We start from the raw sequence: 26,815 nt of genomic DNA on the forward strand, positions 1-26,815 counted from the left end.
GGCAACTTATCGAGGATAGCACGCGGAACCCGCGCGGTAGAACACCGGAGATCCGCGCCAAGGCAGGAGGAAACGGGTCGGACGGCCCTGCGCCGATGCTGATCTCCTGCTGCCGAGCGGGTGAACACCTGGCGTCGGCGCCCGCGTCGATTGGCCTCGCGTGCAGGCAAACCGTCTAACATTGCCTGGACACCGACACGAATCGAGAGACCGTGGGCATTCTGGACAACTTCGAGAAGGGACTCGAGCGCGCCGTCAACGGCGCCTTCGCGAAGACCTTCAAGTCCGGACTCCAGCCGGTCGAGATCACGAGCGCGCTCCGACGCGAGCTCGACACCAAGGCCGCCGTCGTCTCCCGCGACCGCATCCTCGTGCCGAACAAGTTCACCGTCCGCATGTCCCCCACCGACTTCGAGCGCATGGACGCCATCGGCCCCTCCCTCATCGACGAGCTCGGTTCGCTCGTCCAGAAGCACGCCAAGAGCCAGGGGTACTCCTTTCCAGGTGCCGTGACCATCAAGCTCTCCGGCGACCGCTCCCTCCCCGACGGCCTCGTGCAGATCGACAGCGTCAACCTCAAGGGCTCCGTCACCTGGGCACCCGTGCTCGACATCGGCGGTAAGCGCTACCCGATCACGCAGGCCCGCACGGTCATCGGCCGCGGTACCGAGGCCGACATCACGATCCCCGACACCGGCACCTCACGGAAGCACGTCGAGATCCTCTGGGACGGCAACGCCGGTCAGGCGCGCGACCTCGGCTCGACGAACGGCTCGAAGCTCAACGGCCAGTCCTTCCGCCAGGCGGCCCTCTCCCCCGACTCCGTCATCGAGATCGGCCGCACCAGGATCGTGTTCCGGGTGGTCGCCAAGGCCGGTGGATCCGATCGCCAGATGAGCGATGCGACCCGACGTCACGATGTGTCGTCCTTCGGCGACTCGTGGGGGGACGGCGCGTGAGCGAACTGACCCTGCTGGTCCTCCGCATCGGCTTCCTGCTCCTGCTCTGGACGTTCGTCTTCGGCATCGTCTACGCCCTCCGCACCGACCTCTTCGGACCGCGCGTCCGGAAGCCGCAGCAGCAGTCGTCGAACGGAGCTCCGGCCACCCCACCGCAGCCGATGCGCGCCGCGACCGCCCCGGCCCCCAGTCGGCCCGCTGTCGGTGGATCGAGCGGCACGCCTCCGCGCGCCACGGTCGACAATACCTCGCGCCTCGTCATCGTGTCCGGCCCCAAGCAGGGCACCGAGCTCCCGCTCGGCCGCGAGCCGATCACCATCGGTCGTTCAGCGGACTCCGGCCTCATCATCCGCGACGACTACACGTCCACGCATCACGCGCGCCTCATGCTCTGGAACGACGAGTGGATGGTCCAGGACCTCGACTCCACCAACGGCACCTTCCTCGCCGGCAAGCGCGTGAGCGTCCCGACGCAGATCCCACTCGACACCCCCGTCAAGGTCGGCCAGACCAGTTTCGAGTTGCGGCGGTAACCCGGTGACGACCAGCGGCGCCGGCGCAGCGCTCTCCCACGTGGGTAAAGTGCGCTCAAACAACCAGGATTCCGGCTACTCCGGGCACCACCTGTTCGTCGTCGCCGACGGCATGGGCGGCCACGCCGGCGGTGACGTCGCCTCGGCGATGGCACTCAACCGCATCATCGAGGCCGACGAGCCGTACCCGTCCTCCGAAGCCGCTGAGGCGACGCTCCAGTCGGCGATCCTCGCGGCGAACTCCATCCTGGGCGACACGGTCTCGAAGCACCGCGAGCTGACCGGCATGGGCACCACGGTCTCCGCGCTCGCAGTCATCGGCAACGAGGTCGCCATCGCCCACATCGGCGACTCCCGGATCTACCTCTTCCGTGAGGGCGAGCTCAGCCAGATCACGGTCGACCACACGTTCGTCCAGCGTCTCGTGGACTCCGGCCGGATCACGGCGGAGGAGGCGATGGTCCATCCCCGCCGATCCGTGCTGATGCGCGTCCTCGGCGACGTCGACGCCTCCCCCGAGATCGACACGATGACGCTCGGAACGCAGCCGGGTGACCGCTGGATCCTCTGCTCGGACGGTCTCTCGGGCGTGGTCGACGAGACGCACATCACGGCGACCCTCACCGAGCAGCTGTCGGCGCAGCGCACTGCCGAGAAGCTCGTCCGGCAGAGCCTGGACCGCGGTGCACCGGACAACGTCACCGTCGTGGTCGTCGACATCGTCGACGAGCCGGTGAGTGACGGCGAGCCCGTCGTCGTCGGTTCGGCCTCGAAGCCCGTGGCCTTCGCACTCACCCCGTCGGTGAAGAAGCCCTCACTCATCCCCAACAGCTGGCTGCACCCCGGTCGGGTCACCTCGCTCGGCAACTCCCACTTCGAGCCCGCCTCCGAGGACTACCTCGACGAGCTCATCGAAGAGGACGAGCGTCGCGCGAGACGTCGGCGCATCACCTGGCTCGTCGGTCTCATCGTGGTCATCGTCGCGATCGTCGGTGGTGTCGTGCTCGGGTACGCGTGGACCCAGACCCGGTACTTCGTCGGCGGCGACGACGACACAGTGGTCATCTACCAGGGCATCCAGCAGGACGTCGGCCCCATCAAACTCTCGAACGTCAAGGAGGACACCGGCATCCCGCTCGGCTCGCTCTCCGACTTCGACCGCCAGGCCGTCGACCAGACCATCAGCGCGTCCTCGTTCACCGAGGCCCTCGACATCGTGAAGCGATTGCGGGTGACCGATGACCAGTGACGTCGCAGCCCCCATCCAAGCCGACACCGGCGTCATCAAGACGATGCGCCGGCTCCGGCTGCCGAAGAAGCTCCGCAACCTCGAGCTCGCGCTCCTCATCTTCGCGTTCGCCATCAACGCGGTCGCGGTCATGCTCGTGCAGCTCGGGGCCCTCGGACACCTCGACTTCGCCCTGATCACCTTCGGCTCGGGCCTGTCACTGCTGGTCCTCGCCTTCCACATCGTGCTGCGCTACACCGCGGCGGAGGCCGACCCCTTCCTGCTGCCGATCGCCACCGTGCTCGGCGGCGTCGGGATCGCCGAGATCTACCGGATCGACATCGCGCTCGGCGACTCCGGTTGGGCGAGCGCCGCGGTCCGACAGATGGTGTGGAGTGCGATCGCGATCGCCGGCGCCATCGCCGTGGTGCTGATCATCCGCAACCACCGCGTCCTCTTCAAGTACACCTACATCGCCGGCCTCTTCGCCTTCGTCCTCCTCCTGCTGCCCCTGCTGCCGGGCATCGGTCGCGAGGTCAACGGCGCCCGTGTCTGGATCGGCATCGGCGACGCGGTCACCTTCCAGCCCGGCGAGATCGCGAAGATCGCTCTGGCGGTCTTCTTCGCCGGTTATCTCGTGCGAACGCGCGACAGCCTCTCGATGGTCGGCAAGAAGTTCCTCGGGATCCAGTTCCCCCGTCTGCGCGATCTCGGCCCGATCCTCGTGGTCTGGGCGATGGCGATGGGCGTGATCGTCTTCCAGCGCGACCTCGGAACCGGTCTGCTCTACTTCGGCATGTTCCTCGTCATGCTGTACGTCGCGACGAGCCGCGCCAGCTGGATCATCATCGGCCTGACGATGTTCTTCGCCGGTGCGTTCATCGCCGGCCAGACCCTCTCCTACGTCGCCGGTCGTTTCCACAACTGGTGGGACGCCTTCAACCCGGAGGTCTTCGACCGCGACGGCGGCAGCTACCAGCTCGTGCAGGGCATCTTCGGCCTCGCCCACGGCGGACTGCTCGGCACCGGGCTCGGCCAGGGCATGCCCGAGATCACGCCCGTCCCGCAGAGCGACTACATCATCGCCAGCCTCGGTGAGGAGCTCGGTCTGGCCGGCCTCTTCGCGATCTTCGCGCTCTACCTGCTGCTCGTCTCGCGGGGCTTCCGAGTCGGCTACGCCGGCACCGACGACTTCGGCAAGCTCCTCTCGATCGGCCTGGCGTTCACCGTCGCGCTGCAGGTCTTCGTCGTCGTCGGCGGCGTGACCCGCATCATCCCGCTCACGGGGCTCACCACACCCTTCCTGGCGGCCGGTGGGTCGTCGCTCGTCGCGAACTGGATCATCATCGCCGTCCTGCTCCGCATCTCCGACACGGTCCGAACCCAACCCAAGGCGGTGGTCTCATGAATCGCGAACTCAAGCGGGTGAGCATCGTCGTCCTGGCGATGTTCCTGGCGCTCTTCGGGTCGACCACCATCATCCAGATGTTCCAGGCCGACACCCTCAACGCCGACGGTCGCAACACACGGACGCTCTACGACAGCTACCGGACGGAGCGAGGTCCCATCCTGCTCACGGACGGGACCGCCATCGCCTCGTCCGTCGCCAGTGACGACGAATACAAGTACCAGCGCGTCTACGCGAACGGCCCGTTGTACGCGCCCGTCACCGGCTACTTCTCGCCCACCCAGGGCTCGTCCGGTCTCGAACTCGCGACGAACGAGTACCTGAGCGGTACGTCGAACTCCCAGTTCCTCGACTCCATCAACCGGCTCATCTCCGGCCAGGCTCCGAAGGGTGCGGCGGTCGAGGTCACCCTGGACCCCGTCGTGCAGCAGGCCGCCTTCGACGCACTCGGCGACCAGGAGGGCGCGATCGTCGCCATCGAGCCGAAGACGGGCAAGATCCTCGCCTCGGTGTCGAGCCCAGGCTACGACCCGAACGTCCTGGCCAGCCACGACAACGCGGCCGTGCTCGACGCCTACCGGACCCTCGACGACGACGACCGCCAGCCGCTCCTCAACAAGGGTGTCGACGGCGACCTCGATCCGCCCGGCTCCACGTTCAAGCTCGTCACCGCGGCCGCCGCGTTCGCGTCGGGCGACTACACGCCGGAGTCGGAGTTCCCGAACCCGTCCACATACACGCTCCCCGGGACGAGCACCGTCATCCGCAACTCCGAGGGCGGAAGCTGCGGCGGAGGCGCGACGGTGTCCATCGCGACAGCCGTCGAGCTCAGCTGCAACATCCCGCTCGCGGAACTCGGTGTCGAACTCGGCTACGAGAAGATCCGCGACATGGCGCAGAGCTTCGGCTTCAACATGGACGTCAACATCACCGGAACGGGACTCAACCCCATGCCGATGCAGCCGAGCACCTTCCCGAACGCGCTGAGCGACGACCAGACCGCCATGGCCGCCTTCGGGCAGTACACCGTGCGGGCCTCGGCACTCCAGATGGCCATGGTCTCGGCCGGCATCGCGAACGGTGGCATCGTCTGCAACCCGCAGCTGGTGAACCGCGTCGTGAACCCCGATCTGAGTGTCCTCAAGGAGTTCGAACCGGCGCAGCTGTCGCAGCCGATCTCGAGTTCGGTGGCCAAGGAGATCACGGACATCATGGTCCAGGGCGTCCAGAGCGGTGCTGCGACTAATGCAAGAATAGATGGGGTCGATGTGGCTGGAAAGACAGGCACGGCACAGAACGGATCCGACGATCCGTACACGCTGTGGTTCACCGGTTTCGCACCCGCGGACGACCCGAAGGTCGCCGTGGCGGTCGTTGTTGAAGATGGCGGTGGACTCGGACAGGACGGTTACGGCAACCTCGTGGCCGCGCCGATCGCGAAGAAAGTACTAGAGGCGGTGCTGAACAAATGAGACCGACAGCCGGGCTGACCTTCGGAGGTCGCTACGAACTGCAATCTCGCATTGCGATCGGTGGCATGGGCGAGGTGTGGCAGGCCACTGACCTGGTCATCGGCCGGACCATCGCCATCAAGATCCTCAAGGACGAGTACATGGGGGACCCCGGGTTCCTCGAGCGCTTCCGTGCCGAGGCGCGGCACGCCGCACTCGTGAACCACGAGGGCATCGCCAACGTCTTCGACTACGGCGAGGAGGACGGCAGCGCGTTCCTCGTCATGGAACTCGTGCCCGGTGAGGCCTTGTCCACCGTGCTCGAGCGCGAACGTGTCCTGCCCACCGACAAGGTGCTCGACATCGTCGCGCAGACCTCGTCCGCGCTCCAGGCCGCGCACGCCGCAGGCCTCGTCCACCGCGACATCAAGCCGGGCAACCTGCTCATCACGCCGGACGGTCGCGTCAAGATCACCGACTTCGGCATCGCCCGGATCGCCGACCAGGTGCCGCTCACGGCCACCGGTCAGGTCATGGGCACCGTGCAGTACCTCTCGCCCGAGCAGGCGAGCGGACACCCCGCCTCGCCGTCGACGGACATCTACTCGCTCGGCATCGTCGCGTACGAGTGCCTCGCCGGACGCCGTCCGTTCACGGGCGAGTCGCAGGTCGCCATCGCCATGGCGCAGATCAACGAGCAGCCACCGGAGCTCCCCGTCACGATCGCCGAGCCGGTCCGCCGGTTCGTCATGTCGATGATCGCGAAGAACCCGGTCGACCGTCCGGCATCGTCCGCCCACGTCGCGCGCGCCGCTCAGGCGCTCCGTCGGGGCGACCTCAACGCCGCCGCCGCAGCCGTGCCGATGATCCTCGGTGGAGCCGGCGACGCCGCGACCACCGTGATGGACCAGACCCGCCGGATGCCCGCAGCCGACGACGCGACCACGCAGTTGCTGTCCGCCGCCGAGGCGGACCAGCTCGAGGACGACGTCGAGGGAGAGGGCGAGAAGAAGAAGCGCAGCAAGTGGACCTGGCCGCTCATCGGTCTCGTCGCCCTGCTCGTCATCGTGCTGGTCGGCTCGTTGATCGCGGTCTTCGCCAACCAGGGCAACGATGCCGGGGGCGGTACGCCGTCCGAGACCACCACTTCAGCCACTCCGAAGCCGACGAAGTCCCCGACGCCGACACCGACGCCCACGCCCACGGTGTTCCCGATCAACCTGAGCGACCTCCAGGGCCGGTCCTTCGACGAGCTCAACACGATCTTCAGTGCTGCACCGTACAACTTCAGCGTCTCCAAGAACGTCGGCAACCCCGCCACGACGCCTGAGCAGGTCGACACGGTCTACGACGTCAACCCGACGGGCAACGTCAAGACCGGTTCGGCCATCACGCTGACCGTCTACGACGAGATCGCGGTCATCAACCCGCCGACCGAGGCACCGAAGCTCGACAAGTCGGTGCTGGAGGACGGCTCGCTCGTCATCCCGAAGGACGCGACCTCGACCTCGATCAAGGTCGACTGGCTCGCCGTGCAGAACGCCTGCCCGACCGGGGCCGACTTCCTCGGCTACACCGTCGCCGTCTCGGGCGGGTACTTCCAGAACAACTCCTCGGGCCAGTTCGACGCGAACACCACGACGGGCACCATCACGGTCGACACCGTGGGCACGCTCTCGGTGTCGTACTCGATCCGCTGCAGCACGGGTACCTCCTCCGGATCGCCTTCCTCGGAGTCGGTCAACGTCATCAAGGAGCAGTAGGCGGATGCCGCGACGAGTGCTCTCAGGGTCATCCCTGAGAGCACTCGAAGGGTGCCCGAGTAAGCTGTTAGTGTTTGTCCTCCAAGCGAATTCAGGGGTGGTACGTGGCTGACGATCAACGCCTGCTCGCAGGCCGATACGTCGTCGGCGACCTCATCGGTCGCGGGGGCATGTCCAACGTCTTCCGCGGCGTAGACACCAAGCTCGGTCGCACCGTCGCCATCAAGGTCCTGAAGTCGACGCTCGCCACCGACCCCGCGTTCCGGTCCCGCTTCCGTCAAGAGGCCCAGGCCGCGTCACGGATGGCCCACCCCACGATCGTCCGTGTCTACGACGCCGGCGAGGAGCGGGTCAAGGACGGCTCGGGGCACGACCTCATCGAGCCGTTCATCGTCATGGAGTACGTCGAAGGGCGCATGCTCAAGGACCTCATCGCCGAGGGCCCTGTCGATTCCGAGGAGGCGGTGCGCATCGCGCACAGCATCCTCACCGCGCTGGAGTACTCCCACCGCGCCGGCGTCGTGCACCGCGACATCAAGCCGGGCAACGTCATGATCACCACGGCCGGCGACGTCAAGGTCACCGACTTCGGCATCGCACGCGCCGTCTCCGATTCGTCCACGACGGTCGCCCAGACGACAGCCATCCTCGGTACGGCCGCGTACTTCTCGCCCGAGCAGGCCAAGGGCGAGACGGTCGACGCCCGGACCGACCTCTACTCCACCGGCGTCGTCCTCTTCGAGATGCTGACGGGTAAAGCGCCCTTCCGCGGCGACACCGCCGTCGCCGTCGCGTACCAGCACGTGAGCGAGCGCCCGGTGAAGCCGAGCTCGATCAACCCGAAGGTGTCGCCGGCGCTCGACCAGGTCGTCCTCCGCGCCCTCGCGAAGGATCGCTTCGAGCGCTATCAGAGCGCCGTCGAGTTCCGTGAGGATCTCGACGAAGCCGGGGCCGGCCATGTTCCGGTCCGACGCGACGACCACGACTCACTGTTCGGTCCATCACCGACGGCTGCGTCCAGCACCGAGCAGGCGATCCGTCAGCTCACCTCGGACGACACCGTCACGCGTACCCAGCGCCGGCCGCCGGTCGTGTGGATCTGGGCTGCCATCGCCGGTATCGCCGTCATCCTCTTCTCCCTCGTGTTCTGGGTGGTGCAGCTGCCGCCCGCGACGAGCATCTCCACGGACTCGCGAGAGGTGCCGGATCTCGTCGACGCCACGTGGGAGAGTGCGAACAGCACGATCGAGCAGCTCGAACTCGTCCCCACCAAGTTCGATGAAGCGAGCAGCGACTACGACGCCGGGCACGTTATCCGTACGGACCCACCCGGCGGCACCACCGTCACCAAGAACACACAGATCAAGGTCTACGTGTCGACCGGCCGTGCGCAGGTCCAGGTCCCCGACGTCGTCAACCAATCCTCCGAGGCCGCGTGGGCTGCGGTCGCCGCCGCCGGCCTCACGCAAGGCTCCGTGACCCGGGAGAACTCGCCGACCGTGCCGGCGGGTGTCGTGCTGCGGATGGATCCCGGAGCGGGTACCTCCGTCGACCAGGGGTCCACGGTGAACCTCGTCGTCTCCAGCGGAAACGTGACGCTGACCGACGTCGTCGGGCAGCCGCTCCTCGACGCGACGAACTACCTGCAGGATGCGACGAGGCAGTTCACCGTGCAGCCGCAGGCCGACGCGACGTGTAAGGCGGTCGCCGGCGACCCGGTTACGGCCATGTCTCCCGCACCAGGCGACATCCCCCAGAAGTCCGTCATCACGCTCACCTACTGCACCGGTCCGTAGGCTGCGCTGGTTCCTAAGCCTGTCGAAGGACGGTCCCTGCGCAAGCTCTCCGGTCCCTGAACAGGCTCTCCGGTCCCTGAGCCTGTCGAAGGGCCTACCGGGTCATGAGTGGGCTGAGGCCTCGTGCCCGCTGATGCGCTCCGGTGAGCCCGGTCGTCTCGAGCCAGTTCGCCAGGAGCTGGTAGCCGCCCTCGGAGAGCACGGACTCCGGATGGAACTGCACCCCATGGACCGGGGCGTCGCGGTGGCGGAGCCCCATGATCACGCCGCCGGTCGTGCGGCTCGTCACGACGAGCTCCTCGGGCACGGTGACGTCGACGACCGCGAGCGAGTGATACCGGGTGGCGTTGAACTGCTGCGGGATTCCGCGGTAGAGGGCACTGCCGTCGTGTTCCACGAGCGAACTCTGTCCGTGCATCAGCTCGTCGGCGGTGTGCACGGTCGCTCCGAACGCCTCGGCGATCGCCTGGTGGCCGAGGCACACTCCGAGGAGTGGCGTCCCGGTTCGGTACGCCGCGCGCACGGAGGCCAGCGAGATCCCGGCGTCAGCGGGCCGACCGGGTCCGGGTGAGACGAGTACGCCGTCGAACCCGAGGATCCGCTGCTCGAGGTCGTCGAGCGCGATGCCGTCGTTCTGCACGACGACGGTCTCTGCACCCAGTTGTTCGACGTACCCGTTCAGCGTGTAGACGAAGCTGTCGTAGTTGTCGATGACCAGGACGCGGGTCATTCGTTTCCGACGGTCACATTCTGATCGACGATGAACGAGTCCACGTAGGGGAACACCCAGGTGAAGAGTGCGGCAACGACCGCGACGAACAGGACGACGAGGATGATGATCCTCAGCCACACGGGTCCGGGCAGGACCCTCCAGAGTGCGCCGTACATCGTCAGCCTCCAGCGGCCGCGACGGACGCGGCGATCTCGGCGGGCGGCCCGGCGGACAGCGGCTGCCAGGACTCGTACACCGCGTAAGCGATACTGCGTTCCGCCGTCGAATAGAGCGGGTTGCAGGTGGTCAGGGTGAGGATGCGCTGCGTCGGTGCGACACCGTCGACCTGGGGGACGGGGTTGAGGACGTCCACCTGGGTGGGCAACACGTAGGTGATGTTCCGGAACACGTAGGTGTAGTAGCCGTCGGCCGTCTGGACGTAGACCTTGTCGCCGATCTGCAGGTCGCTGATCAGGGTCATCGCACCGCCGTAAGCCTTGCGGTGACCGGCGACGACGAAGTTGCCGACCTCTCCGGGCATCTGGGTGCTCGGATAGTGACCGACACCGAGGTCGAAGCTGTTGAGGACGGTCGCGGTGTCGACACCCTCGGCGACGACGCGGCGGTAGTCGGCGCCGTATCGCGGCACGTAGAGCACCGCGAACGGGTCGCCCGGCGCGGGGCGGGCGGTGACGGGCGGCTCACCGTAGTTCGGCGCGCCGGTCGCATCCACGGTCGGTTCGGGCGCAGGAGCGGTCTCGGCGTTCTTGATCCACTCCTGCGACTGGCTCGACGCGGCGTTCGCCTGGCTGCCGGCCATGATCATGTCGTTCCACCAGAGCTGCCAGGCGAGGAACAGCAGGACCACCATGCCTGCGGTGATGAGCAGCTCGCCGGCCACCCCGAAGACGCTGATGCGGTGCTTCGACGGCGCTCTGCGCTCAGCGGCGCGTGCGCTCGCTCGCGAAGGTAGGTCGTCGGTCACGCATGGATTCTACCGAGAAGAACTCGGGATCGGCTGATCCCCAAGGCACCGATTGGGGTGAACAGGTAGAATGTCGGCATGGCACGCACGAAGTCACGAAGCAAACCGTCCCGCGAACCCGAGCAGACGAGCGGCGAACCCGCACCGAACGCGGTCTGGTTCAAGCCGGTCATGTTCGGCTTCATGCTCCTCGGCCTCGCCTGGATCGTCGTCTACTACCTGAGCGGCACGCTGCTCCCGATCCAGTCACTCGGGCCGTGGAACATCCTCGTCGGCTTCGGCATCGCCTTCATCGGCTTCCTCATGACCACCAGGTGGCGCTAGCCTCCCTCACTTCACGTCGTGCACAGCGGGTCGTCCTCTCGGACGGCCCGCTGTTTCGTGTACCGGGCATCCGTTGTAGCGAGTTCTCCACAGGAATGTGGAGAACTTCCGAGTTATCCACATGTCCGTGTGGAGAACCGCCGGGAGTCCCGGAAACACGGGGAACCACACCGGTGTAATTATCCCCAGTGTTCATAACTCTGTGGATAACTCCGTCAACCTTCAAGGTCTGCTGCATGGTTGCGGCGCACGACCGACCGCACCAGTGATCGACGCGGGTCACCGGGCAGTGCCCGGTCACCGAGCCGCACCCGGCCACCGAGCCGAACTCGGTCACCGAGCCACACCCGGTCACCGAGCCGAACCCGGTCACCGAGCCGAACCCGGCCACCGAGCCACACTCGGTCACCGAGCCGAACCCGGTCACGGGTCCGAGCCCGGTCACTGAGCCACACCCGGTCACTGAGCCTGTCGAAGTGCAGTCCCGCTCAGAGCAGCGCGGGCAGCAGGCTGGCGCCCACGAGGACGACGCTCACGGCGCCGATCAGGACTGCCTGGAGTGGCTGCTGAGTGCGCTTGCGGGTGTTGACGAGGATGAGGCCGATGAGGGCGCCGCCGATGAGACCGCCCAGGTGGGCCTGCCAGGCGATGTTCACGCCGGGGATGAAGCCGATGACGAGGTTGATGCCCAGGAGCACCAGCAGCCCGCGGGTGTCGGCACCCATGCGTCGCTGGATGACGAGGAACGCCCCGAGGAGACCGAAGATCGCGCCCGAGGCGCCGACGACGGCCGTCCTCGGGTCCGCGAGGAACAGGACACCGACCGAACCGGCGAACCCGGCGACCAGGTAGAGCGCGAGGAACCGCCAGTGCCCGAGCATCGTCTCGAGGATCCGGCCGAAGATCCAGAGCGTGTACATGTTCAGCAGGATGTGGAAGATGAAGCCCTGCGAGTGCACGAACACGGCGGTCAGCATCCGCCAGGGCTGGAGGGCGCCGTACGACGGATCGGAGTACACGCCGGCGTACAGGAGCGCGTTCGTGACGCCGAGCCCGGGGATCCACTGCAACAGGAACACGAACGCCGTCACGGCGATGATCGCGTAGGTGACGATGGGGGAGGAGTTGCTGATCCTCGCGCCGAGACGGTTGCGAGGGGCGCTCTGTCGTTGCGCCTTCATGTCCTCCGGACAGATGAAACCGACTGCCCCGGGCGTCTGGCACTCTCCACAGATGGTCCGACCGCAACGCTGGCAGAGCACGAAGCTCTGTCGGTCGGGGTGGCGATAGCAGAAGTTGGCCGACGGATCCCGGGGCAGGGTCACGGTCTGTCCTCCGAGCGGGGTCTAGGCCTCGGAGATGGTGACGCTCTCGAGGACGACGGGCTCGATCGGCTTGTCGCCGGCACCGGTCGGGACGGCCTGGATGGCGTCGACGACCGCGCGGGACTCGGCGTCGGCGACCTCACCGAAGATGGTGTGCTTGCCCTGGAGCCACTGCGTGGGAACGGTCGTGATGAAGAACTGCGAACCGTTCGTGCCCTCGACGGCGCCCGTGATGGCGTTGCGGCGCTTGCCGGCGTTCGCCATGGCGAGGATGTAGGGCTCGTCGAAGTTGAGCTCCGGGTGGATCTCGTCGTCGAAGTTGTAGCCCGGGCCACCGGTGCCGGTTCCGAGCGGGTCACCGCCCTGGATCATGAACGCGGGGATGATGCGGTGGAAGATCAGGTCGCTGTACAGCGCGTCGTTCCGGGTCTGGCCCGTCTTCGAATCCGTCCACTCGCGCCCGCCGGTCGCCAGGTCGGTGAAGTTCTTGACCGTCTTGGGTGCGTGGTCCCCGAAGAGGTTGACCTTGATCTCACCGTGGTTGGTGTGCAACGTGGCGACTGCGGTGTGCTTTGACATACTCCCAATTCTTGCACAAGGGTTCGGGACTCTCGGATGGTATCCAGGGGTCTAAGTGGCAAGATGGAGGTTACGTTGTTGCCGCGATCATTGGAGATGACCACATGAGCCTGTCACGCAAGCGCCGGAAAGAGCTCAAGAAGCTCAAGGGTTCCGCTGCCGACCTCTGGGACTCCCAGCAGGATGTCCTGAACCACGCCAACGAAGTCGCTCGTGAGGTGAGCCGTCAGCTCGGGAACTTCTCGAAGGAGCAGGTGGTCCCCGTCGTGCGCGACACCTACGAGCACCGCGTCGTCCCCACGGTCGACCGGGGGATCAAGGTCTCCCGCAACGCCGTCGACGGCGTGCGCAAGGGCATCTCGGATGGCGTCGTCCCCGCTGTCGGTGGCGTCGTCGGTACGGTGCTGAGCATCGGCGACATCGCCAAGGACACCCGCGTGCAGGCGGCTCTCCGTCGCCTCCACGTGCCCGAGCAGGTGCTGCCCGCCAAGAAGGGCGCGAGCGCCGGTACCGTCATCGCGATCGGCCTCGGCGTCCTCGCCGCTGCCGGTGTCGCCTACGCCGTCTGGCAGACGTTCCGCGCAGACGACGAGCTGTGGGTCTCCGACGAGGAGCCTGCCGCTTCCTGATCACGCTTCGCACGACGCAGCCCCTCGCCGGTTCCGACCGGGGAGGGGCTTCGTGTTGTGACGGCTGTGCTCAAATGAGGCCGGCGAAGCGTCGTCCGACGTCGACGAGGCTGACGCGGTCGAGTGAGCCGACCTCCTCGAGCGGGTACCACGCGGCGTAGTCGGTGCTGCCGTCGGCCTCGTAGGTCAACGTGCCGCCGGTGAGGTGCGCCCGGTAGACGATGCGCAGCGTGTGGAGCGGCCCGGTGGCGGTCGTGTTGAGGCGACGCTCCACCGGAACGACCTGCGAGTCGACGCCGATCAAGTCGTCGAGCTCGGCGTGGTAGCCGGTCTCCTCGAACACCTCGCGGACGGCCGCGTCGGCCGGGTCCTCACCGGGGTCGATCCCGCCGCCGGGGAGCGTCCATCCGCTGTGTCCGCTCTCGTTCCAGTGGGAGAGGAGCATGCCCCGTTCGTCGACGATGACGGCATATGCAGCGACGCGGATATCCATGCCGTCAGCCTAACCGCCGGGCCCGCGACAACGGAGAACGCCCCCGGCGTCTGCCGAGGGCGTTTCTGGACTGTGGAGCCTGGGAGAATCGAACTCCCGACATCCTGCTTGCAAAGCAGGCGCTCTACCAACTGAGCTAAGGCCCCGGATGGAACAGATCCGGAGATCCGATCCAATCGGCGTGTTGCTGGTCGTGCAGGGTGGGGCTACCAGGACTTGAACCTGGGACCTCTTCGTTATCAGCGAAGCGCTCTAACCGCCTGAGCTATAGCCCCGTTTTGAACCTTGTTGAGACTACCCGATTCCCGCCGCAACTCATAATCGAGCGGCGCCGCACGGGGCGGCGCCGACCCGACGGAGCGTCAGTTGTTGGTGAACCCGACGAGGAGGCCACCCGTGATCTTCACGCTGAGGTTGTAGAGCCCCGCGAGGAGCGCTCCCATCAGCGTGATGACGATGAGGTTGAGCAGCGCCACGATGCCGGCGAAGGCCATGACCTGCGGCAGGTTGACGTACTGCAGGATGTTGTTCCCCGGTCCGGCGATGTCGGTGAACAGGCCACCGACCTTCGTGAAGACACCGGTGGTGTTGAGCACCGTGTAGACGAGGAAGAAGAACACCACGATGACCACGGCGACCGCGATCGCCGCCAGGAACGACAGCTTCACCGCCGACCAGAAGTCGATGTACACCAGCTTCAGGCGCACCTGCTTGGTGCTGGTGCGTTTGGTCGACTTCTTGGCCAACTTCTCTGCGACGCTACTGCTCATCTACTTCTTCCTTCATCGCCGGAGTCTCGTCCGGCACGGATGCCTCGGGTTCTGCACCCTCCGGGGCGGCTGCGTCTGCAACCGTCTCCGGAACATCCTGGGTCTCAAGGTTTCGGTCACTGTTCTTGGCCAGCGCGATGATTCGGTCGCTCTCCGCGAAACGTGCGAAGACGACGCCCATCGTGTCGCGCCCCTTCGCTGGAACTTCGGCCACGGCAGACCTTACCACCTTGCCACTGGCAAGAACCACAAGGACCTCGTCGCTCTCGTCGACGATCAGGGCGCCCGCGAGGGTGCCTCGATCGTCGTTCAGCTTGGCCACCTTGATGCCCAGACCACCGCGGTTCTGGCCGCGGTACTGGTCGATGTTGGTGCGCTTCGCGTAGCCGCCCTCCGTCACGACGAAGACGAACGCCTCGCGTTCCTCACCCTCGACCGACGGCAGCACCGACGCCGAGAGCAGTTTGTCGTCGTCGCGGAAGTGCATGCCGATGACGCCGCTCGTCGCGCGTCCCATCGGTCGCAGGGTCTCGTCGCTCGCCGTGAAGCGGATCGACATGCCCTTGCGGGACACCAGCAGGACGTCACTGTCGTTCTCCACGAGCAGCGCAGAGGTGAGCTCGTCGCCCTCGCGCAGGTTGATCGCGATGATGCCGCCCGAGCGGTTCGTGTCGTACTCCGAGAGCGCCGTCTTCTTGACGAGGCCGTCGTGCGTCGCGAGGACCAGGTACGTCGCGGCCTCGTAGTCGCGGATGTCGAGGATCTCGGCGATCTCCTCGTCGGGCTGCATGGCGAGCAGGTTGGCCACGTGCTGGCCCTTGGCGTCGCGGCCGGCCTCCTGCAGCTCGTAGGCCTTCGCGCGGTACACGCGACCCTTCGTCGTGAAGAAGAGGAGCCAGTGATGCGTCGTCGTCACGAAGAAGTGGTCGACCACGTCGTCCGCGCGCAGCTGGGCACCCTTGACGCCCTTGCCACCGCGGTGCTGCTGACGGTAGTTGTCGCTGCGCGTGCGCTTGATGTAGCCGCCGCGGGTGACGGTGATGACCATCTCCTCTTCGGGGATCAGGTCTTCCATGTTCATGTCGCCGTCGAAACCGAACATGATCTCGGTGCGGCGGTCGTCGCCGTACTTGTCGACGATCGCGGTCAGTTCCTCGCTGACGATCTCGCGCTGGCGGACCGGCTTCGCGAGGATGTCCTTGAGGTCGGCGATCTGCGCTTCGATCTCGGCTGCCTCGTCGATGATCTTCTGACGCTCGAGGGCGGCGAGACGACGCAGCTGCATGTCGAGGATCGCGCTGGCCTGGAGCTCGTCGATCTCGAGGAGGTCCATGAGTCCCGTGCGCGCCTCGTCGGCGGACGGCGAGCGACGGATGAGCGCGATGACCTCGTCCAGTGCGTCGAGCGCTTTCAGGTAGCCGCGGAGGATGTGTGCGCGCTCCTCTTTCTTGCGGAGCCGGAACACGGTGCGGCGGACGATGACCTCGACCTGGTGCGTCACCCAGTTGGTGATGAACCCGTCGAGCGGCAGCGTGCGCGGGATGCCGTCGACGATCGCGAGCATGTTCGCGCCGAAGTTGTCCTGCAGCTGCGTGTGCTTGTAGAGGTTGTTGAGGACGACCTTCGCGACCGCATCGCGCTTCAGCACGATGACGAGCCGCTGGCCGGTACGACCGGAGGTCTCGTCGCGGATGTCGGCGACGCCGCCGAGACGGCCCTCCTTGACGAGGTCGGCGATCTTCAGCGCGAGGTTGTCGGGGTTCACCTGGTACGGGAGCTCGGTGACGACGAGGCAGGTCCGGCCCTGGATCTCCTCGACGTTCACGACGGCCCGCATCGTGATGGAACCGCGACCCGTGCGGTAGGCGTCCTGGATGCCCTTGATGCCGAGGATCTGCGCGCCGGTCGGGAAGTCCGGCCCCTTGATGCGCTGCATGAGCGCCTCGAGGAGCTCTTCCCGGCTGGCCTCGGGGTTCGCCAGGTGCCACAGGGCACCGTCGGCGACCTCGCGGAGGTTGTGCGGCGGGATGTTCGTGGCCATGCCGACCGCGATGCCGACGGAACCGTTGACGAGGAGGTTCGGGAAGCGCGCCGGCAGGACGACCGGTTCCTGGGACTCGCCGTCGTAGTTGGGCTGGAAGTCGACGGTCTCCTCGTCGATGTCGCGCACCATCTCCATGGCGAGCGGGGCCATCTTCGTCTCGGTGTACCGAGGGGCGGCCGCGCCGTCGTTGCCCGGTGAGCCGAAGTTGCCCTGGCCGAGCGCCAACGGGTACCGCAGGCTCCACGGCTGCACGAGGCGGACGAGCGCGTCGTAGATGGCCGTGTCGCCGTGCGGGTGGAACTGACCCATGACGTCGCCGACGACGCGCGCGCACTTGGAGAACGAGCGGTCGGGGCGGTAGCCGCCGTCGTACATCGCGTAGATCACGCGACGGTGGACGGGCTTCAGGCCGTCGCGGACGTCGGGCAGGGCGCGGCCGACGATGACGCTCATCGCGTAGTCGAGGTAGCTGCGCTGCATCTCGAGCTGCAGGTCGACCTGGTCGATCCGTCCGTGCACGCCGTGGTCCTCGTCCGGGACCGTGATCTCGTCGTTGGTTTCGTCTGCCATGTTCTCTTACTTCTCCTGGTCCCTGAGCTTGTCGAAGGGCCTGTTTGATGCGAGGTGGATCACTTCGACAAGCTCAGTGACCGATGGATGAGGGTGGTTCGTGCCACTCAGATGTCGAGGAAGCGGACGTCTTTCGCGTTCTTCTGGATGAAGGTCCGGCGGGACTCCACGTCCTCGCCCATGAGCGTGGAGAAGATCTCATCGGCAGCCGCGGCGTCGTCGAGGGTGACCTGGAGGAGCGTCCGCGTCTGTGGGTCCATCGTGGTCTCCCACAGCTCCTTGTAGTTCATCTCGCCGAGACCCTTGTAGCGCTGGATCCCGTTCTCCTTCGGGATGCGCTTGCCCGAGGCGACACCGTCGGTGAGCAGGGCGTCGCGTTCGCGGTCGCTGTACACGTACTGGTGGTCGGCGTTCGACCACTTCAGGCGGTAGAGCGGCGGCTGCGCGAGGTACACGTATCCGAGGTCGACGAGCGGGCGCATGTAGCGGAACAGGAGCGTCAGCAGCAGCGTCGTGATGTGCTGGCCGTCGACGTCGGCATCGGCCATGAGCACGATCTTGTGGTACCGCACCTTGTCGGGGTTGAAGTCCTCACCGATGCCGGCACCGAAGGCCGTGATCATGGCCTGGACCTCGTTGTTCGCGAGCGCGCGGTCGAGGCGTGCCTTCTCGACGTTGAGGATCTTGCCGCGGAGCGGGAGGATCGCCTGGGTCTCCGGGTTGCGACCCTGCACGGCGGAGCCGCCTGCGGAGTCACCCTCGACGATGAAGATCTCGGACAGCGACGGGTCCTTCGACTGGCAGTCCTTCAGCTTGCCGGGCATGCCGCCACCCTCGAGGAGACCCTTGCGACGGGCCGTCTCGCGGGCCTTGCGGGCGGCGAGACGAGCGGTCGCGGCCTGCAGCGCCTTCCGGATGATCTCCTTGGCCTGGTTGGGGTTGCGGTCGAACCAGTCGTTGAGCTGCTCGCTGACGACCTTCTGCACGAACGCCTTCGCCTCGGTGTTGCCGAGCTTGGTCTTCGTCTGGCCCTCGAACTGCGGCTCGGAGAGCTTGACGGAGATGACGGCCGTGAGGCCCTCGCGGACGTCGTCGCCGGAGAGGTTGTCGTCCTTCTCCTTGAGGATGCCCTTCTCACGTGCGTACCGGTTCACGAGCGTGGTGAGCGCCGCACGGAACCCTTCTTCGTGGGTGCCGCCCTCGTGCGTGTTGATCGTGTTCGCGTAGGTGTGGACGCTCTCGTTGTACGCCGTCGTCCACTGCATCGCGACCTCGAGCGCGATCTTGCGCTCGGTGTTCTCCGACTCGAAGGAGATGATCTCGTCGTGGACGAGCTCGGCACGCTTGGCCTTGTTCAGGTACTCGACGTAGTCCTCGAGACCGCGCTCGTAGAAGAAGACGTCCTTGCGCTGCGAGTGTGCCGCCGAGTTGTCGTCGACGTCCTCGGCCTCGATGGCGTCGCGCAACGGCCGCTCGTCGGCGAGCTCGATGCGGAGGCCCTTGTTGAGGAAGGCCATCTGCTGGAAGCGGGTCCGGAGGGTCTCGTAGTCGAACTCCGTCGTCTCGAACGTCTCGGCGCTCGGCCAGAAGGTGATCGTGGTGCCCGTCTCGGAGGACGGCTCGTCCTCGTGGAGCGGGGCGTCGGGGACACCGTGCTGGAAGCTCTGGCGCCAGACCGAACCCTGACGACGGACCTCGACCGAGAGGCGCGTGGACAGTGCGTTGACGACGGACGAACCGACGCCGTGGAGCCCACCGGAGACCGCGTACCCGCCGCCACCGAACTTGCCGCCGGCGTGGAGGATGGTCAGGACGACCTCGACGGTCGACTTCTTCTCGACCGGGTGGATGTCGACCGGGATGCCTCGACCGTTGTCGATCACGCGGACGCCGCCGTCCTCCAGGATGGTCACGAGGATCGTGTCGCAGTAGCCGGCGAGGGCCTCGTCCACGGAGTTGTCGACGATCTCGTAGACCAGGTGGTGCAGACCACGTGGACCGGTGGACCCGATGTACATACCGGGCCGCTTCCGGACGGCTTCGAGACCTTCGAGAACCTGGATGGCACTTGCGCCGTAATCAGAGTCTTGGGCGTGCGTGTTGGGTTCTGATGTCATAGGAAAAGAGGGCTCCAAACCGTCGAGATTCGACCGTTCCATCCTACCAAACAGACCCCGTGAAGCCGCGAGAAAACGCCCGTTTGAGGCACTTTTCCATGCCCAGAGGCCGTATTTGCCTCCCTAGCCGTAAGTATCGCGTGGACCACGCCCTGGGATCGACCTGGGGCCTCTTTTCCAGGAGGGTGCTCCGGGGCCCTGGAAACGGATCGTGTCGACACCGGCGTCGGGATAGCGTTCGGCGATGCGGACGAGGATCTCGTGACGCATGTGTCGCAGCTGTGTCGCCCAGGCCGTCGACTGGCATTGGACGAGCAGGACGCCGTCCGCGATCGACACCGGTTCGGAGTACCTGGCGGTGTCCTCGCCGCACAACTCCGCCCAGTTCCCGAGGACCTCGTGCTGGGCGAGTGGTGAGTTCCACCCGAGTCCGGCGGTCAACGAATCGATGACCGTCCCGAGGCCCTTGGGGTCGCGACCGACACCGTACGGCACGGAGTCCTGCGGCCCCTCGGCCGAGCGTTCGCGGCGCTTGCGATCACGGGAGATCCGTTCGCCACCGAAGATCTCCTTGAACCGGAGGTACACCGTGGCGGAGAGTTCCCCCGCCGGGTCGGCGTCCCGTCCGAGTCGCCGCGGCTCAGTCATGCGTCGACTCCGTGAGGAGCGGCTCGTTCACTGGGCCGGCCGTCTCTTCCGGACCGTCGACGATCCGTCCGGCTTCGATGCGCACGACGTGCGCGGTGAACCGTTCGGGGACGTCGTCGAACACGGCCGCGGTGATGATGACCTGGTCGTACTCCGCGACCGCGGCCGCGAGGCGTTCCCGGCGACGCGAATCGAGCTCGGCGAAGACGTCGTCGAGGATGAGCACCGGATCGCCGAGGGACGAGTCGGCCCGGAGGAGCTCGGCCGAGGCGAGTTTGGCGGCGAGCGCGAACGACCACGATTCGCCGTGGCTCGCGTAGCCCTTGACCGGCAGCCCGTTGAGACCGAAGAACACGTCGTCGCGGTGCGGTCCGACGAGCGTCAGGCCCCGCTCGAGTTCGGAGGACCGACGCTGCGCGAGCGCCGCACGGAACCGTTCGGCGATGCGCGCCAGATCGACGGGCGCGCCAGGCTCGACACCCTCCGTGGGATCGGCGGCTGCCGACTCGTCCTCGGCATCGGTGCCGGCGATACTGAGCACGGGCAGGAGGACCGGTCGGTGATCGTCGCCGGCCACGGCCTCGTACGCGGCACGCAGTGGCCCACCGAGCATGGCCAGGAGCTGCAGACGTTCAGCGATGATCTCCGTGCCGTACTGCACGAGTCGGTCGTCCCAGAGGTCGAGCGTCGCCAGGGGCCCGGACTTCAGCCCACGCGCCCTCGCCGACTTGAGGAGCGAGTTCCGCTGCTTCAGGGAGCGGTCGTAGTCGGCCATCACCCCGGCCAGGCGGGGGATCCGCTGCACGAGGAGCTGGTCGATGAACCGTCGGCGCGCCGACGGGTCGCCTCGGACGATCAAGAGGTCCTCCGGGGCGAACAGCACGGTGGACACGTACCTCGGCAGTTCGCGCGGCTTGATCTGCGACCGGTTCACCTGCGCGCGGTTGGCCGAACCCCGGTTGAGCTGCACCTCGGCGAGCAGCTCACGACCGTCATGCACGATGCGCGCCCTGATGATCGCCGCGTCGGCACCGTGTCGGATGAGCGCCTGTTCGGAGGAGACCCGATGGGACCCGAGGCTGCTGAGGTATCCGATCGCCTCGACGAGGTTGGTCTTGCCCTGGCCATTGCGACCCACGAACAGATTGGGTCCGGGTTCGAGCGCCACATCGACCACCGCGTAGTTGCGGTAGTCGGTGAGATTCAAGTGCCGCACGATCACCACGTCACCCTACCGCCTCGCCCTGACGCCGAACGGGTCGGGGCGCCGTCGGACGTCCGAGCGCGCCCGTCACGACGACGCAGGGTGAACGAAATCGACCCTCCAGCGGAGCGGAAGGCTCCGGGAGAGTCGATTTCGTTCGTCAGGAGACGTCGTGTCGTCAGTCGTCGGCCTTCTTGACCGCGTGTCCGCCGAACTGATTGCGGAGGGCGGCGACCGCCTTCATGGCCGGCGAGTCCTCCTGGCGCGACACGAAGCGGGCGAAGATCGATGCCGAGATGGTCGGGACGGGCACCGCGTTCGCGATGGCCTCCTCGATCGTCCAGCGGCCCTCACCCGAATCCTCGACGTAGCCCTCGATCTGCTCGAAGTCCGGGTCCTCCTCGAGGGCACGGACGAGGAGCTCCAGCAGCCAGGACCGCACGACGGTGCCGCGCTGCCAGGCCTTGAAGGTGCCGGGCACGTCCTTGATGATGTCCTCGCGTTTGTCGAGGAGCTCGAAGCCCTCGGCGTACGCCTGCATGAGCGCGTACTCGATGCCGTTGTGCACCATCTTCGCGTAGTGGCCGGCGCCGACCTCTCCGACGTGGACGAAACCCTCATCGCGCGGTCCTTCAGGACGCAGGGCGTCAAAGACGGGCATGACCCGCTCCACCTGCTCCTTGGAACCGCCGACCATGAGGCCGTAGCCGTTGTCGACACCCCAGACACCGCCGGAGACGCCGGCGTCGATGTAGTCGATGCCCTTCGCCGACAGCAGTTCAGCGTGCTTGAAGTCGTCCGTGAAGCGGCTGTTACCGCCGTCGATGATCAGGTCGCCGGCCTCGAGCAGGCCGTTCAGCTCCTCGACGACGGAGTCGGTGATGGCCCCGGCGGGGACCATGACCCAGACCGTGCGAGGTGCCGGGAGCGCAGCGACGAGGTCGCTGATCGTCGCGACGTCGGTGACATCGGGGTTCCGGTCGAAACCGGTGACCTCGATGCCGTTCGCACGCAGGCGCGTGCGCATGTTGTTGCCCATCTTGCCGAGACCGACGAGACCGATGTGCATGGAGGATCCTTTGCGTGTCAGCGCAGCAGCAGGTTCGGCTGCAGCAGGTACTTGTAACTGTCGGCACCCGGCTGATCCTTGGAGGATTGGCTCGTGATGAGCATGGGTCCCGGCTTGTTCGTGTTCTCCGTCTTCGTGAACGAGAACCGCACGTACTCGCTCCGGACCGCGGTCAGACCGTCGATCAGGAACTGCGGCTTGAGAGAGAGCACGATGTCGTCGCCGGTGAGGAGGGCGTCGATGCCCTCGGATGCCTGCGCCTGCTCGGATCCGACGGCTTCGAGCGTGAGGCCGTCGATGGTGAAGGTGAAGCGGAGAGCCGCTTCGCGCTCGAGGACGAGCGACATGCGCCTGGTCGCCTCGATGAGTTCCGCGGTGTTGATGATCGCGTAGTTGTCGGTCGTCTCGGGGAAGAGCCGCTTGACCGGCGGGAAGTTGCCCTTGATCAGCAGCGAGGTGACCGTCTTGCGGTCGGCCCGGAACGCGATGAGCTCGCGGTCGTCGCGATTCGTGATCGCGACGTTGATGTTGCCGCTGTGGCCGAAGGTCTTGCCGACCTCCTGGAGCGTGCGGGCCGGCACGAGGGCCGTGATCGTCTCGCTGGAACCGTCGCCCTGACCCGAGTCCCAGTCGATCTCGCGGACCGCGACGCGGTAGCGGTCGGTCGCGACGAGGCTGAGGCTCGTCTTGGATACCTCGAGCTGCACGCCGGTGATGACCGGGGTCACGTCGTCGCGGCTTGCGGCGACAGCGACCTGGCTCACTGCGGTGGCGAACTCGTCGGCGGGCACGAGGCCGAAGTCGGCGTCGACCTGCGGGATCGTCGGGTACTCCTCGACGGGCATCGATCCGAGCGTGAACCGGGCAGAACCACAGGTGACCTCGATGCGGTTCTCGACCTTGCTGAACCGGACGGGTGCATTCGGAAGGCGGCTGGCGATCTCCGAGAGCAGCCGGCCGTTGACGAGTGCCGTGCCGGCCTCCTCGACCTCGGCCGCGATGCCGGTCTGGCTGGAGACCTCGTAGTCGAAGGAGGACAGGATGAGACCGTCGTCACCGGCTTCGATGAGGATGCCGTTCAGGATCGGCAGCGTCGGGCGCTGCGGGAGCAGCTTCACTGCGAACGAGACGGCTTCGCTGAATACATCCCGGTTGACGCTGAATCGCACGACAAGTCCCCTGTCTCTGGCTCTCGATGACGTCACCAATGCTAGTGGGTCTGCTTCCGGGGTCGAGTGGGACGAGGTGCTGTGGAGAAGCGAGCCTGGGGAAAGGTTGTTTGGCGGAGAGATCATTGAATTAACGGTTAACAGTCTTAACCGGTGTGGAAACTGTGGATAAGTCCGCCGAACCCGCTCGAACACAGGGAACTACATGTGTGTAACTTGGTGGTGGCCTGTGGAGAGAACGACACGAGGGTGTGGGACGCGGAGGCCGGTGAACGATGTTCACTCACAAGCCTGCCCGGAGCTTCCACATCTCTCCACAGGTTATCCACAGGGCTGCGAGGTCCGAATGTGGACAGATCGGGCTCGGATCATGTCGTCGAATGAGCGCTCGTCGTCGCCTGATGAACGAAATCGGCCCCTCGAGCGCACCGAGTGCGTCGAGGGGCCGGAAACGTTCACCAGGACGCGTCAGGCGCCGTAGCGGAGGTTCTGCTTGATGCGGCTCGTGAGCTCGGTCACCTGGTTGTAGATCGAGCGCTTCTCCTGCATGAGGTCGGTGATCTTCCGGTTGGCGTACATGACCGTCGTGTGGTCCCGGTTGCCGAACAGCTGACCGATCTTCGGGAGTGAGAGGTTCGTGAGCTCGCGACAGAGGTACATCGCGATCTGACGCGCCGTCGCGACCGCCTGCGACCGGCTCGAGCCGTACAGGTCGTCGACCGAGAGCTTGAAGTAGTCGGCCGTCGTGTTGATGATGTCGATCGGCGAGATGACGTTGTCGTCGTCGAGGCTGATGACGTCCTTCAACACCGTCTGGGCCAACGTCATGTCGACGGCGGTCCGGTTCAGGCTCGCGAACGCGACGACCCGGATGAGCGTGCCCTCCAGCTCACGGATGTTGCTCGACACCTTGGTGGCGATGAACTCGAGGACCTCGTCCGGGATGTGCAGCTTCTCGTTCTGCGCCTTCTTGCGCAGGATCGCGATGCGCGTCTCGAGGTCGGGAGCCTGGACGTCGGTGATGAGTCCCCACTCGAAGCGCGAACGCATCCGCTCTTCGAAGCCGGTGAGCGCCTTCGGCGGCAGGTCGCTGGTGATGACCACCTGCTTGTTGTGATCGTGCAGGGTGTTGAAGGTGTGGAAGAACGCCTCCTGCGTCTCCGCCTTGCCCTGGAGGAACTGGATGTCGTCGATCAGCAGGATGTCGATGTCGCGGTAGCGCGACTGGAAGAACGAGCCGCGGTTGTTGGCGATCGAGTTGATGAAGTCGTTCGTGAACTCCTCGCTGGACACGTACCGGACGCGGATCCCCGCGTAGAGGTTCATCGCGTAGTGGCCGATGGCGTGGAGGAGGTGGGTCTTGCCGAGCCCGGAGTCGCCGTACACGAACAGCGGGTTGTAGGCCTTGGCCGGCGCTTCGGCCACGGCGACCGCGGCCGCGTGCGCGAACCGGTTGGACTGACCGATGACGAAGTTGTCGAAGCTGTACTTCGGGTTGAGTCGGGTGTCGTTCTCGCGAGCCGGCAGCGTGGGGGTCGGGGTCAGCTGCGGTTGCGGTGACTCGAGCGGTGCCGGGTCGATGTGCTGGAAGCCGGTCTGCTCGTACCGTTCCTCGACGATGTCGGGGTTGACGACGATCGCGTAGTTGCCGACGGGGCCGCCGTCGACGATGGACGCGAGTGCGGCGAGGATCGGTGCCCGCATGCGCTGGTTGAGCATGCCCATCGTGAACTCGTTGGGCACCTCCAGGTAGAAGGTGCCGCCCATGATGCCCTTGGGGACGATGAGGTTGAGGAACCCGCGGAGCGGCGGGGTGATGCGGTCGTCGACGGAGAGGATCTCGAGCACCGATTGCCAGGTCTCAGCGATCGCATCGTCGGCGTCCGACATAGTTCTCCCCACACATACTCACAGGTTCATCCACAGGCTCTCCCCTGAGTATTCGGGGCTGAGCGCGGTGCTATCCACACGCTGTGCATAACCCGAGGGCTTACGCTAACAACACGTCGCCCCAGTCCCAAATCACTGTACGGCCGCCCTGCGTGTCACTGCTACAATTTCTGTGAATCCTGTGGATAATCATTCGTTTGGGCGCCGCTGGTTTGACCTTCGCGCGAGTAGACCGTAGGTTTAATCAGTTGACTTCTGCCCACGGGCACCCTTCCGTACCCTGCTGCCACCTGTGCAGTGGTGGGTCATGATCCGGAGATCGTAATTATGAGCAAGAGAACCTTCCAGCCGAACAACCGTCGTCGCGCCAAGAAGCACGGCTTCCGTCTGCGCATGCGCACGCGTGCCGGCCGCGGCATCCTGTCGGCTCGTCGCGCCAAGGGCCGCACCGAACTCTCCGCGTAGAGCCGTCGTGCTCGAGCGTGCGAGCCGGATCACGTCCGGCGACGACTACCGAGGGGTAGTTCGTCGCGGGTCCCGGTTCGTCGGCGAGCACACGGTCACGTACGTACGCATGAACCCGAAGGGCGGACAGCCGCGCTTCGGGTTCATCGTTGCGAAAACGGTCGGTAACGCAGTGACCCGCAATCTTGTCAGACGTCGTTTGAAGGCCATCTGCCACGACAGCGTCGTTCAGGCTGCCCACGGCGCTGACGTGGTCATCCGGGCGCTGCCGTCTGCAGCGACGGCGCCGTTCGCCTCGCTCCATGCCGAGGTCGATCGCGCCTTCGCCAAACGCGGCGTGATCGTCGAGAGTTCGGACGCGCACCGATGAACGGCGTCCTCGCTGCCACCTGCCTCGCGCCCCGCAATGCTGCGGTGCTGGCGCTTCGCGGGTATCGCGCCGCGATCTCTCCGCTGTACGGCGACGTCTGCCGGTATTACCCCAGCTGTTCCGCGTACGCTCTGGGAGCGGTGCAGCAACACGGTGTCGTCGTCGGTTCGGCGATGGCAGCGGCCCGCATCGCGAGATGCCACCCCTGGGCAGCACCTCGCTTCGACGAGGTGCCACCCAAGAAGAACTTCCGGTACAGCGTCACTTCTCACGGATTTGTCGTGCAACCGAGCCACGGAAAGGGCTGACCCGCA

At 66.2% G+C, this 26,815-nt stretch carries 26 protein-coding genes and 2 tRNA genes; 12 read left to right on the forward strand and 16 right to left on the reverse strand.

All coding sequences use genetic code 11. The annotated features are described in order from the left end of the window. Window positions 1–212 precede the first annotated feature (212 nt). From ACQ3HE_RS11790 to pknB, 7 genes are all read left to right on the forward strand, one after another. Window positions 213–959, forward strand: coding sequence for an FHA domain-containing protein (locus ACQ3HE_RS11790; RefSeq protein WP_124767843.1), 747 nt, complete (start codon window positions 213–215; stop codon window positions 957–959). After that, window positions 956–1,492 (forward strand): FHA domain-containing protein FhaB/FipA, encoded by a 537-nt coding sequence (locus ACQ3HE_RS11795; RefSeq protein ID WP_430892897.1) that lies wholly within the window; start codon window positions 956–958, stop codon window positions 1,490–1,492. Before ACQ3HE_RS11790 ends, ACQ3HE_RS11795 begins: the two co-directional genes overlap by 4 nt. Window positions 1,493–1,496: 4 nt before the next feature. After that, window positions 1,497–2,741 carry a Stp1/IreP family PP2C-type Ser/Thr phosphatase gene (locus ACQ3HE_RS11800; protein WP_229939185.1) on the forward strand — a complete coding sequence of 415 codons (1,245 nt, stop codon included), beginning with the start codon at window positions 1,497–1,499 and terminating at the stop codon, window positions 2,739–2,741. Then, complete coding sequence (locus tag ACQ3HE_RS11805; RefSeq protein WP_079704333.1) at window positions 2,731–4,128, forward strand: FtsW/RodA/SpoVE family cell cycle protein; 1,398 nt, start codon at window positions 2,731–2,733, stop codon at window positions 4,126–4,128. Before ACQ3HE_RS11800 ends, ACQ3HE_RS11805 begins: the two co-directional genes overlap by 11 nt. Further along, entirely contained in the window at window positions 4,125–5,600 is a 1,476-nt protein-coding gene (locus ACQ3HE_RS11810) for a peptidoglycan D,D-transpeptidase FtsI family protein (protein ID WP_079704332.1), read from the forward strand. Before ACQ3HE_RS11805 ends, ACQ3HE_RS11810 begins: the two co-directional genes overlap by 4 nt. Beyond that, complete coding sequence (locus tag ACQ3HE_RS11815) at window positions 5,597–7,342, forward strand: protein kinase domain-containing protein (RefSeq protein WP_079704331.1); 1,746 nt, start codon at window positions 5,597–5,599, stop codon at window positions 7,340–7,342. The genes ACQ3HE_RS11810 and ACQ3HE_RS11815 overlap by 4 nt, the downstream gene beginning before the upstream one ends. Window positions 7,343–7,446: 104 nt before the next feature. After that, window positions 7,447–9,138 (forward strand): Stk1 family PASTA domain-containing Ser/Thr kinase, encoded by a 1,692-nt coding sequence (gene pknB, locus ACQ3HE_RS11820; protein WP_079704330.1) that lies wholly within the window; start codon window positions 7,447–7,449, stop codon window positions 9,136–9,138. A 94-nt stretch (window positions 9,139–9,232) separates the two neighbouring features. Here the strand turns inward: pknB and ACQ3HE_RS11825 are convergent, their stop codons facing one another. Genes ACQ3HE_RS11825 through ACQ3HE_RS11835 form a run of 3 tightly spaced genes read right to left on the reverse strand, consistent with a single transcriptional unit; the run spans window position 9,233 to window position 10,835 of the window. Then, window positions 9,233–9,868: an anthranilate synthase component II gene (locus tag ACQ3HE_RS11825; protein ID WP_430892898.1), complete on the reverse strand. Its 636-nt coding sequence runs from the start codon at window positions 9,866–9,868 to the stop codon at window positions 9,233–9,235. Further along, window positions 9,865–10,026 carry a hypothetical protein gene (locus tag ACQ3HE_RS11830; RefSeq protein ID WP_164486886.1) on the reverse strand — a complete coding sequence of 54 codons (162 nt, stop codon included), beginning with the start codon at window positions 10,024–10,026 and terminating at the stop codon, window positions 9,865–9,867. Before ACQ3HE_RS11830 ends, ACQ3HE_RS11825 begins: the two co-directional genes overlap by 4 nt. A gap of 2 nt (window positions 10,027–10,028) precedes the next feature. Beyond that, the gene (locus ACQ3HE_RS11835) at window positions 10,029–10,835 is read right to left on the reverse strand and encodes a class E sortase (protein ID WP_139382341.1); all 807 of its coding nucleotides are present in this window, start codon (window positions 10,833–10,835) and stop codon (window positions 10,029–10,031) included. A 78-nt stretch (window positions 10,836–10,913) separates the two neighbouring features. On the opposite strand from ACQ3HE_RS11835, the gene ACQ3HE_RS11840 reads away from it, so the two are divergent. After that, the gene (locus ACQ3HE_RS11840; protein WP_064294026.1) at window positions 10,914–11,159 is read left to right on the forward strand and encodes a cell division protein CrgA; all 246 of its coding nucleotides are present in this window, start codon (window positions 10,914–10,916) and stop codon (window positions 11,157–11,159) included. Between the two features lie 488 nt (window positions 11,160–11,647). Here ACQ3HE_RS11840 and ACQ3HE_RS11845 read toward each other — a convergent pair whose 3' ends face one another. Next, complete coding sequence (locus tag ACQ3HE_RS11845) at window positions 11,648–12,340, reverse strand: rhomboid family intramembrane serine protease (RefSeq protein ID WP_430892899.1); 693 nt, start codon at window positions 12,338–12,340, stop codon at window positions 11,648–11,650. Between the two features lie 165 nt (window positions 12,341–12,505). After that, window positions 12,506–13,063, reverse strand: coding sequence for a peptidylprolyl isomerase (locus ACQ3HE_RS11850; protein ID WP_064294028.1), 558 nt, complete (start codon window positions 13,061–13,063; stop codon window positions 12,506–12,508). A 104-nt stretch (window positions 13,064–13,167) separates the two neighbouring features. Here ACQ3HE_RS11850 and ACQ3HE_RS11855 point away from each other — a divergent pair, with 104 nt between their 5' ends. Continuing rightward, window positions 13,168–13,692, forward strand: a complete 525-nt coding sequence (locus ACQ3HE_RS11855) for a hypothetical protein (RefSeq protein WP_079704327.1) — start codon at window positions 13,168–13,170, stop codon at window positions 13,690–13,692. Window positions 13,693–13,762: 70 nt separating this feature from the next. Here the strand turns inward: ACQ3HE_RS11855 and ACQ3HE_RS11860 are convergent, their stop codons facing one another. From ACQ3HE_RS11860 to dnaA, 11 genes are all read right to left on the reverse strand, one after another. Further along, the gene (locus tag ACQ3HE_RS11860; protein WP_430892900.1) at window positions 13,763–14,185 is read right to left on the reverse strand and encodes an NUDIX hydrolase; all 423 of its coding nucleotides are present in this window, start codon (window positions 14,183–14,185) and stop codon (window positions 13,763–13,765) included. A 73-nt stretch (window positions 14,186–14,258) separates the two neighbouring features. After that, window positions 14,259–14,331: transfer RNA gene (locus ACQ3HE_RS11865), tRNA-Ala, on the reverse strand. Window positions 14,332–14,386: 55 nt separating this feature from the next. Beyond that, window positions 14,387–14,460, reverse strand: a tRNA-Ile gene (locus ACQ3HE_RS11870). Between the two features lie 87 nt (window positions 14,461–14,547). After that, window positions 14,548–14,955 (reverse strand): DUF3566 domain-containing protein, encoded by a 408-nt coding sequence (locus tag ACQ3HE_RS11875; RefSeq protein ID WP_056010202.1) that lies wholly within the window; start codon window positions 14,953–14,955, stop codon window positions 14,548–14,550. Beyond that, window positions 14,945–17,569 carry a DNA gyrase subunit A gene (gene gyrA / locus ACQ3HE_RS11880; RefSeq protein WP_159876516.1) on the reverse strand — a complete coding sequence of 875 codons (2,625 nt, stop codon included), beginning with the start codon at window positions 17,567–17,569 and terminating at the stop codon, window positions 14,945–14,947. Before gyrA ends, ACQ3HE_RS11875 begins: the two co-directional genes overlap by 11 nt. 107 nt (window positions 17,570–17,676) lie before the next feature. Then, window positions 17,677–19,686, reverse strand: a complete 2,010-nt coding sequence (gyrB, locus tag ACQ3HE_RS11885) for a DNA topoisomerase (ATP-hydrolyzing) subunit B (RefSeq protein WP_079704323.1) — start codon at window positions 19,684–19,686, stop codon at window positions 17,677–17,679. A gap of 123 nt (window positions 19,687–19,809) precedes the next feature. Next, complete coding sequence (locus ACQ3HE_RS11890) at window positions 19,810–20,334, reverse strand: DciA family protein (RefSeq protein WP_079704322.1); 525 nt, start codon at window positions 20,332–20,334, stop codon at window positions 19,810–19,812. Continuing rightward, the gene (recF, locus tag ACQ3HE_RS11895; RefSeq protein ID WP_430892901.1) at window positions 20,327–21,556 is read right to left on the reverse strand and encodes a DNA replication/repair protein RecF; all 1,230 of its coding nucleotides are present in this window, start codon (window positions 21,554–21,556) and stop codon (window positions 20,327–20,329) included. The genes ACQ3HE_RS11890 and recF overlap by 8 nt, the downstream gene beginning before the upstream one ends. Before the next feature lie 160 nt (window positions 21,557–21,716). Beyond that, a complete protein-coding gene (gnd, locus tag ACQ3HE_RS11900) occupies window positions 21,717–22,607 on the reverse strand; it encodes a phosphogluconate dehydrogenase (NAD(+)-dependent, decarboxylating) (protein WP_064294036.1) in 891 nt (296 codons plus the stop codon). Window positions 22,608–22,624: 17 nt separating this feature from the next. Next, window positions 22,625–23,776, reverse strand: a complete 1,152-nt coding sequence (gene dnaN / locus ACQ3HE_RS11905) for a DNA polymerase III subunit beta (RefSeq protein WP_064294037.1) — start codon at window positions 23,774–23,776, stop codon at window positions 22,625–22,627. Window positions 23,777–24,244: 468 nt separating this feature from the next. Continuing rightward, entirely contained in the window at window positions 24,245–25,666 is a 1,422-nt protein-coding gene (gene dnaA, locus ACQ3HE_RS11910; RefSeq protein ID WP_064294038.1) for a chromosomal replication initiator protein DnaA, read from the reverse strand. 327 nt (window positions 25,667–25,993) lie between these two features. On the opposite strand from dnaA, the gene rpmH reads away from it, so the two are divergent. Genes rpmH through yidD form a run of 3 tightly spaced genes read left to right on the forward strand, consistent with a single transcriptional unit; the run spans window position 25,994 to window position 26,809 of the window. Then, entirely contained in the window at window positions 25,994–26,131 is a 138-nt protein-coding gene (rpmH, locus tag ACQ3HE_RS11915; protein ID WP_056010217.1) for a 50S ribosomal protein L34, read from the forward strand. 7 nt (window positions 26,132–26,138) lie between these two features. Next, window positions 26,139–26,501 (forward strand): ribonuclease P protein component, encoded by a 363-nt coding sequence (gene rnpA, locus ACQ3HE_RS11920; protein ID WP_274498867.1) that lies wholly within the window; start codon window positions 26,139–26,141, stop codon window positions 26,499–26,501. After that, window positions 26,498–26,809, forward strand: a complete 312-nt coding sequence (yidD, locus tag ACQ3HE_RS11925) for a membrane protein insertion efficiency factor YidD (RefSeq protein WP_079003764.1) — start codon at window positions 26,498–26,500, stop codon at window positions 26,807–26,809. The genes rnpA and yidD overlap by 4 nt, the downstream gene beginning before the upstream one ends. Window positions 26,810–26,815 lie beyond the last annotated feature (6 nt).

This window comes from Plantibacter auratus (assembly GCF_050587365.1).
Lineage (GTDB): Bacteria > Actinomycetota > Actinomycetes > Actinomycetales > Microbacteriaceae > Plantibacter > Plantibacter auratus.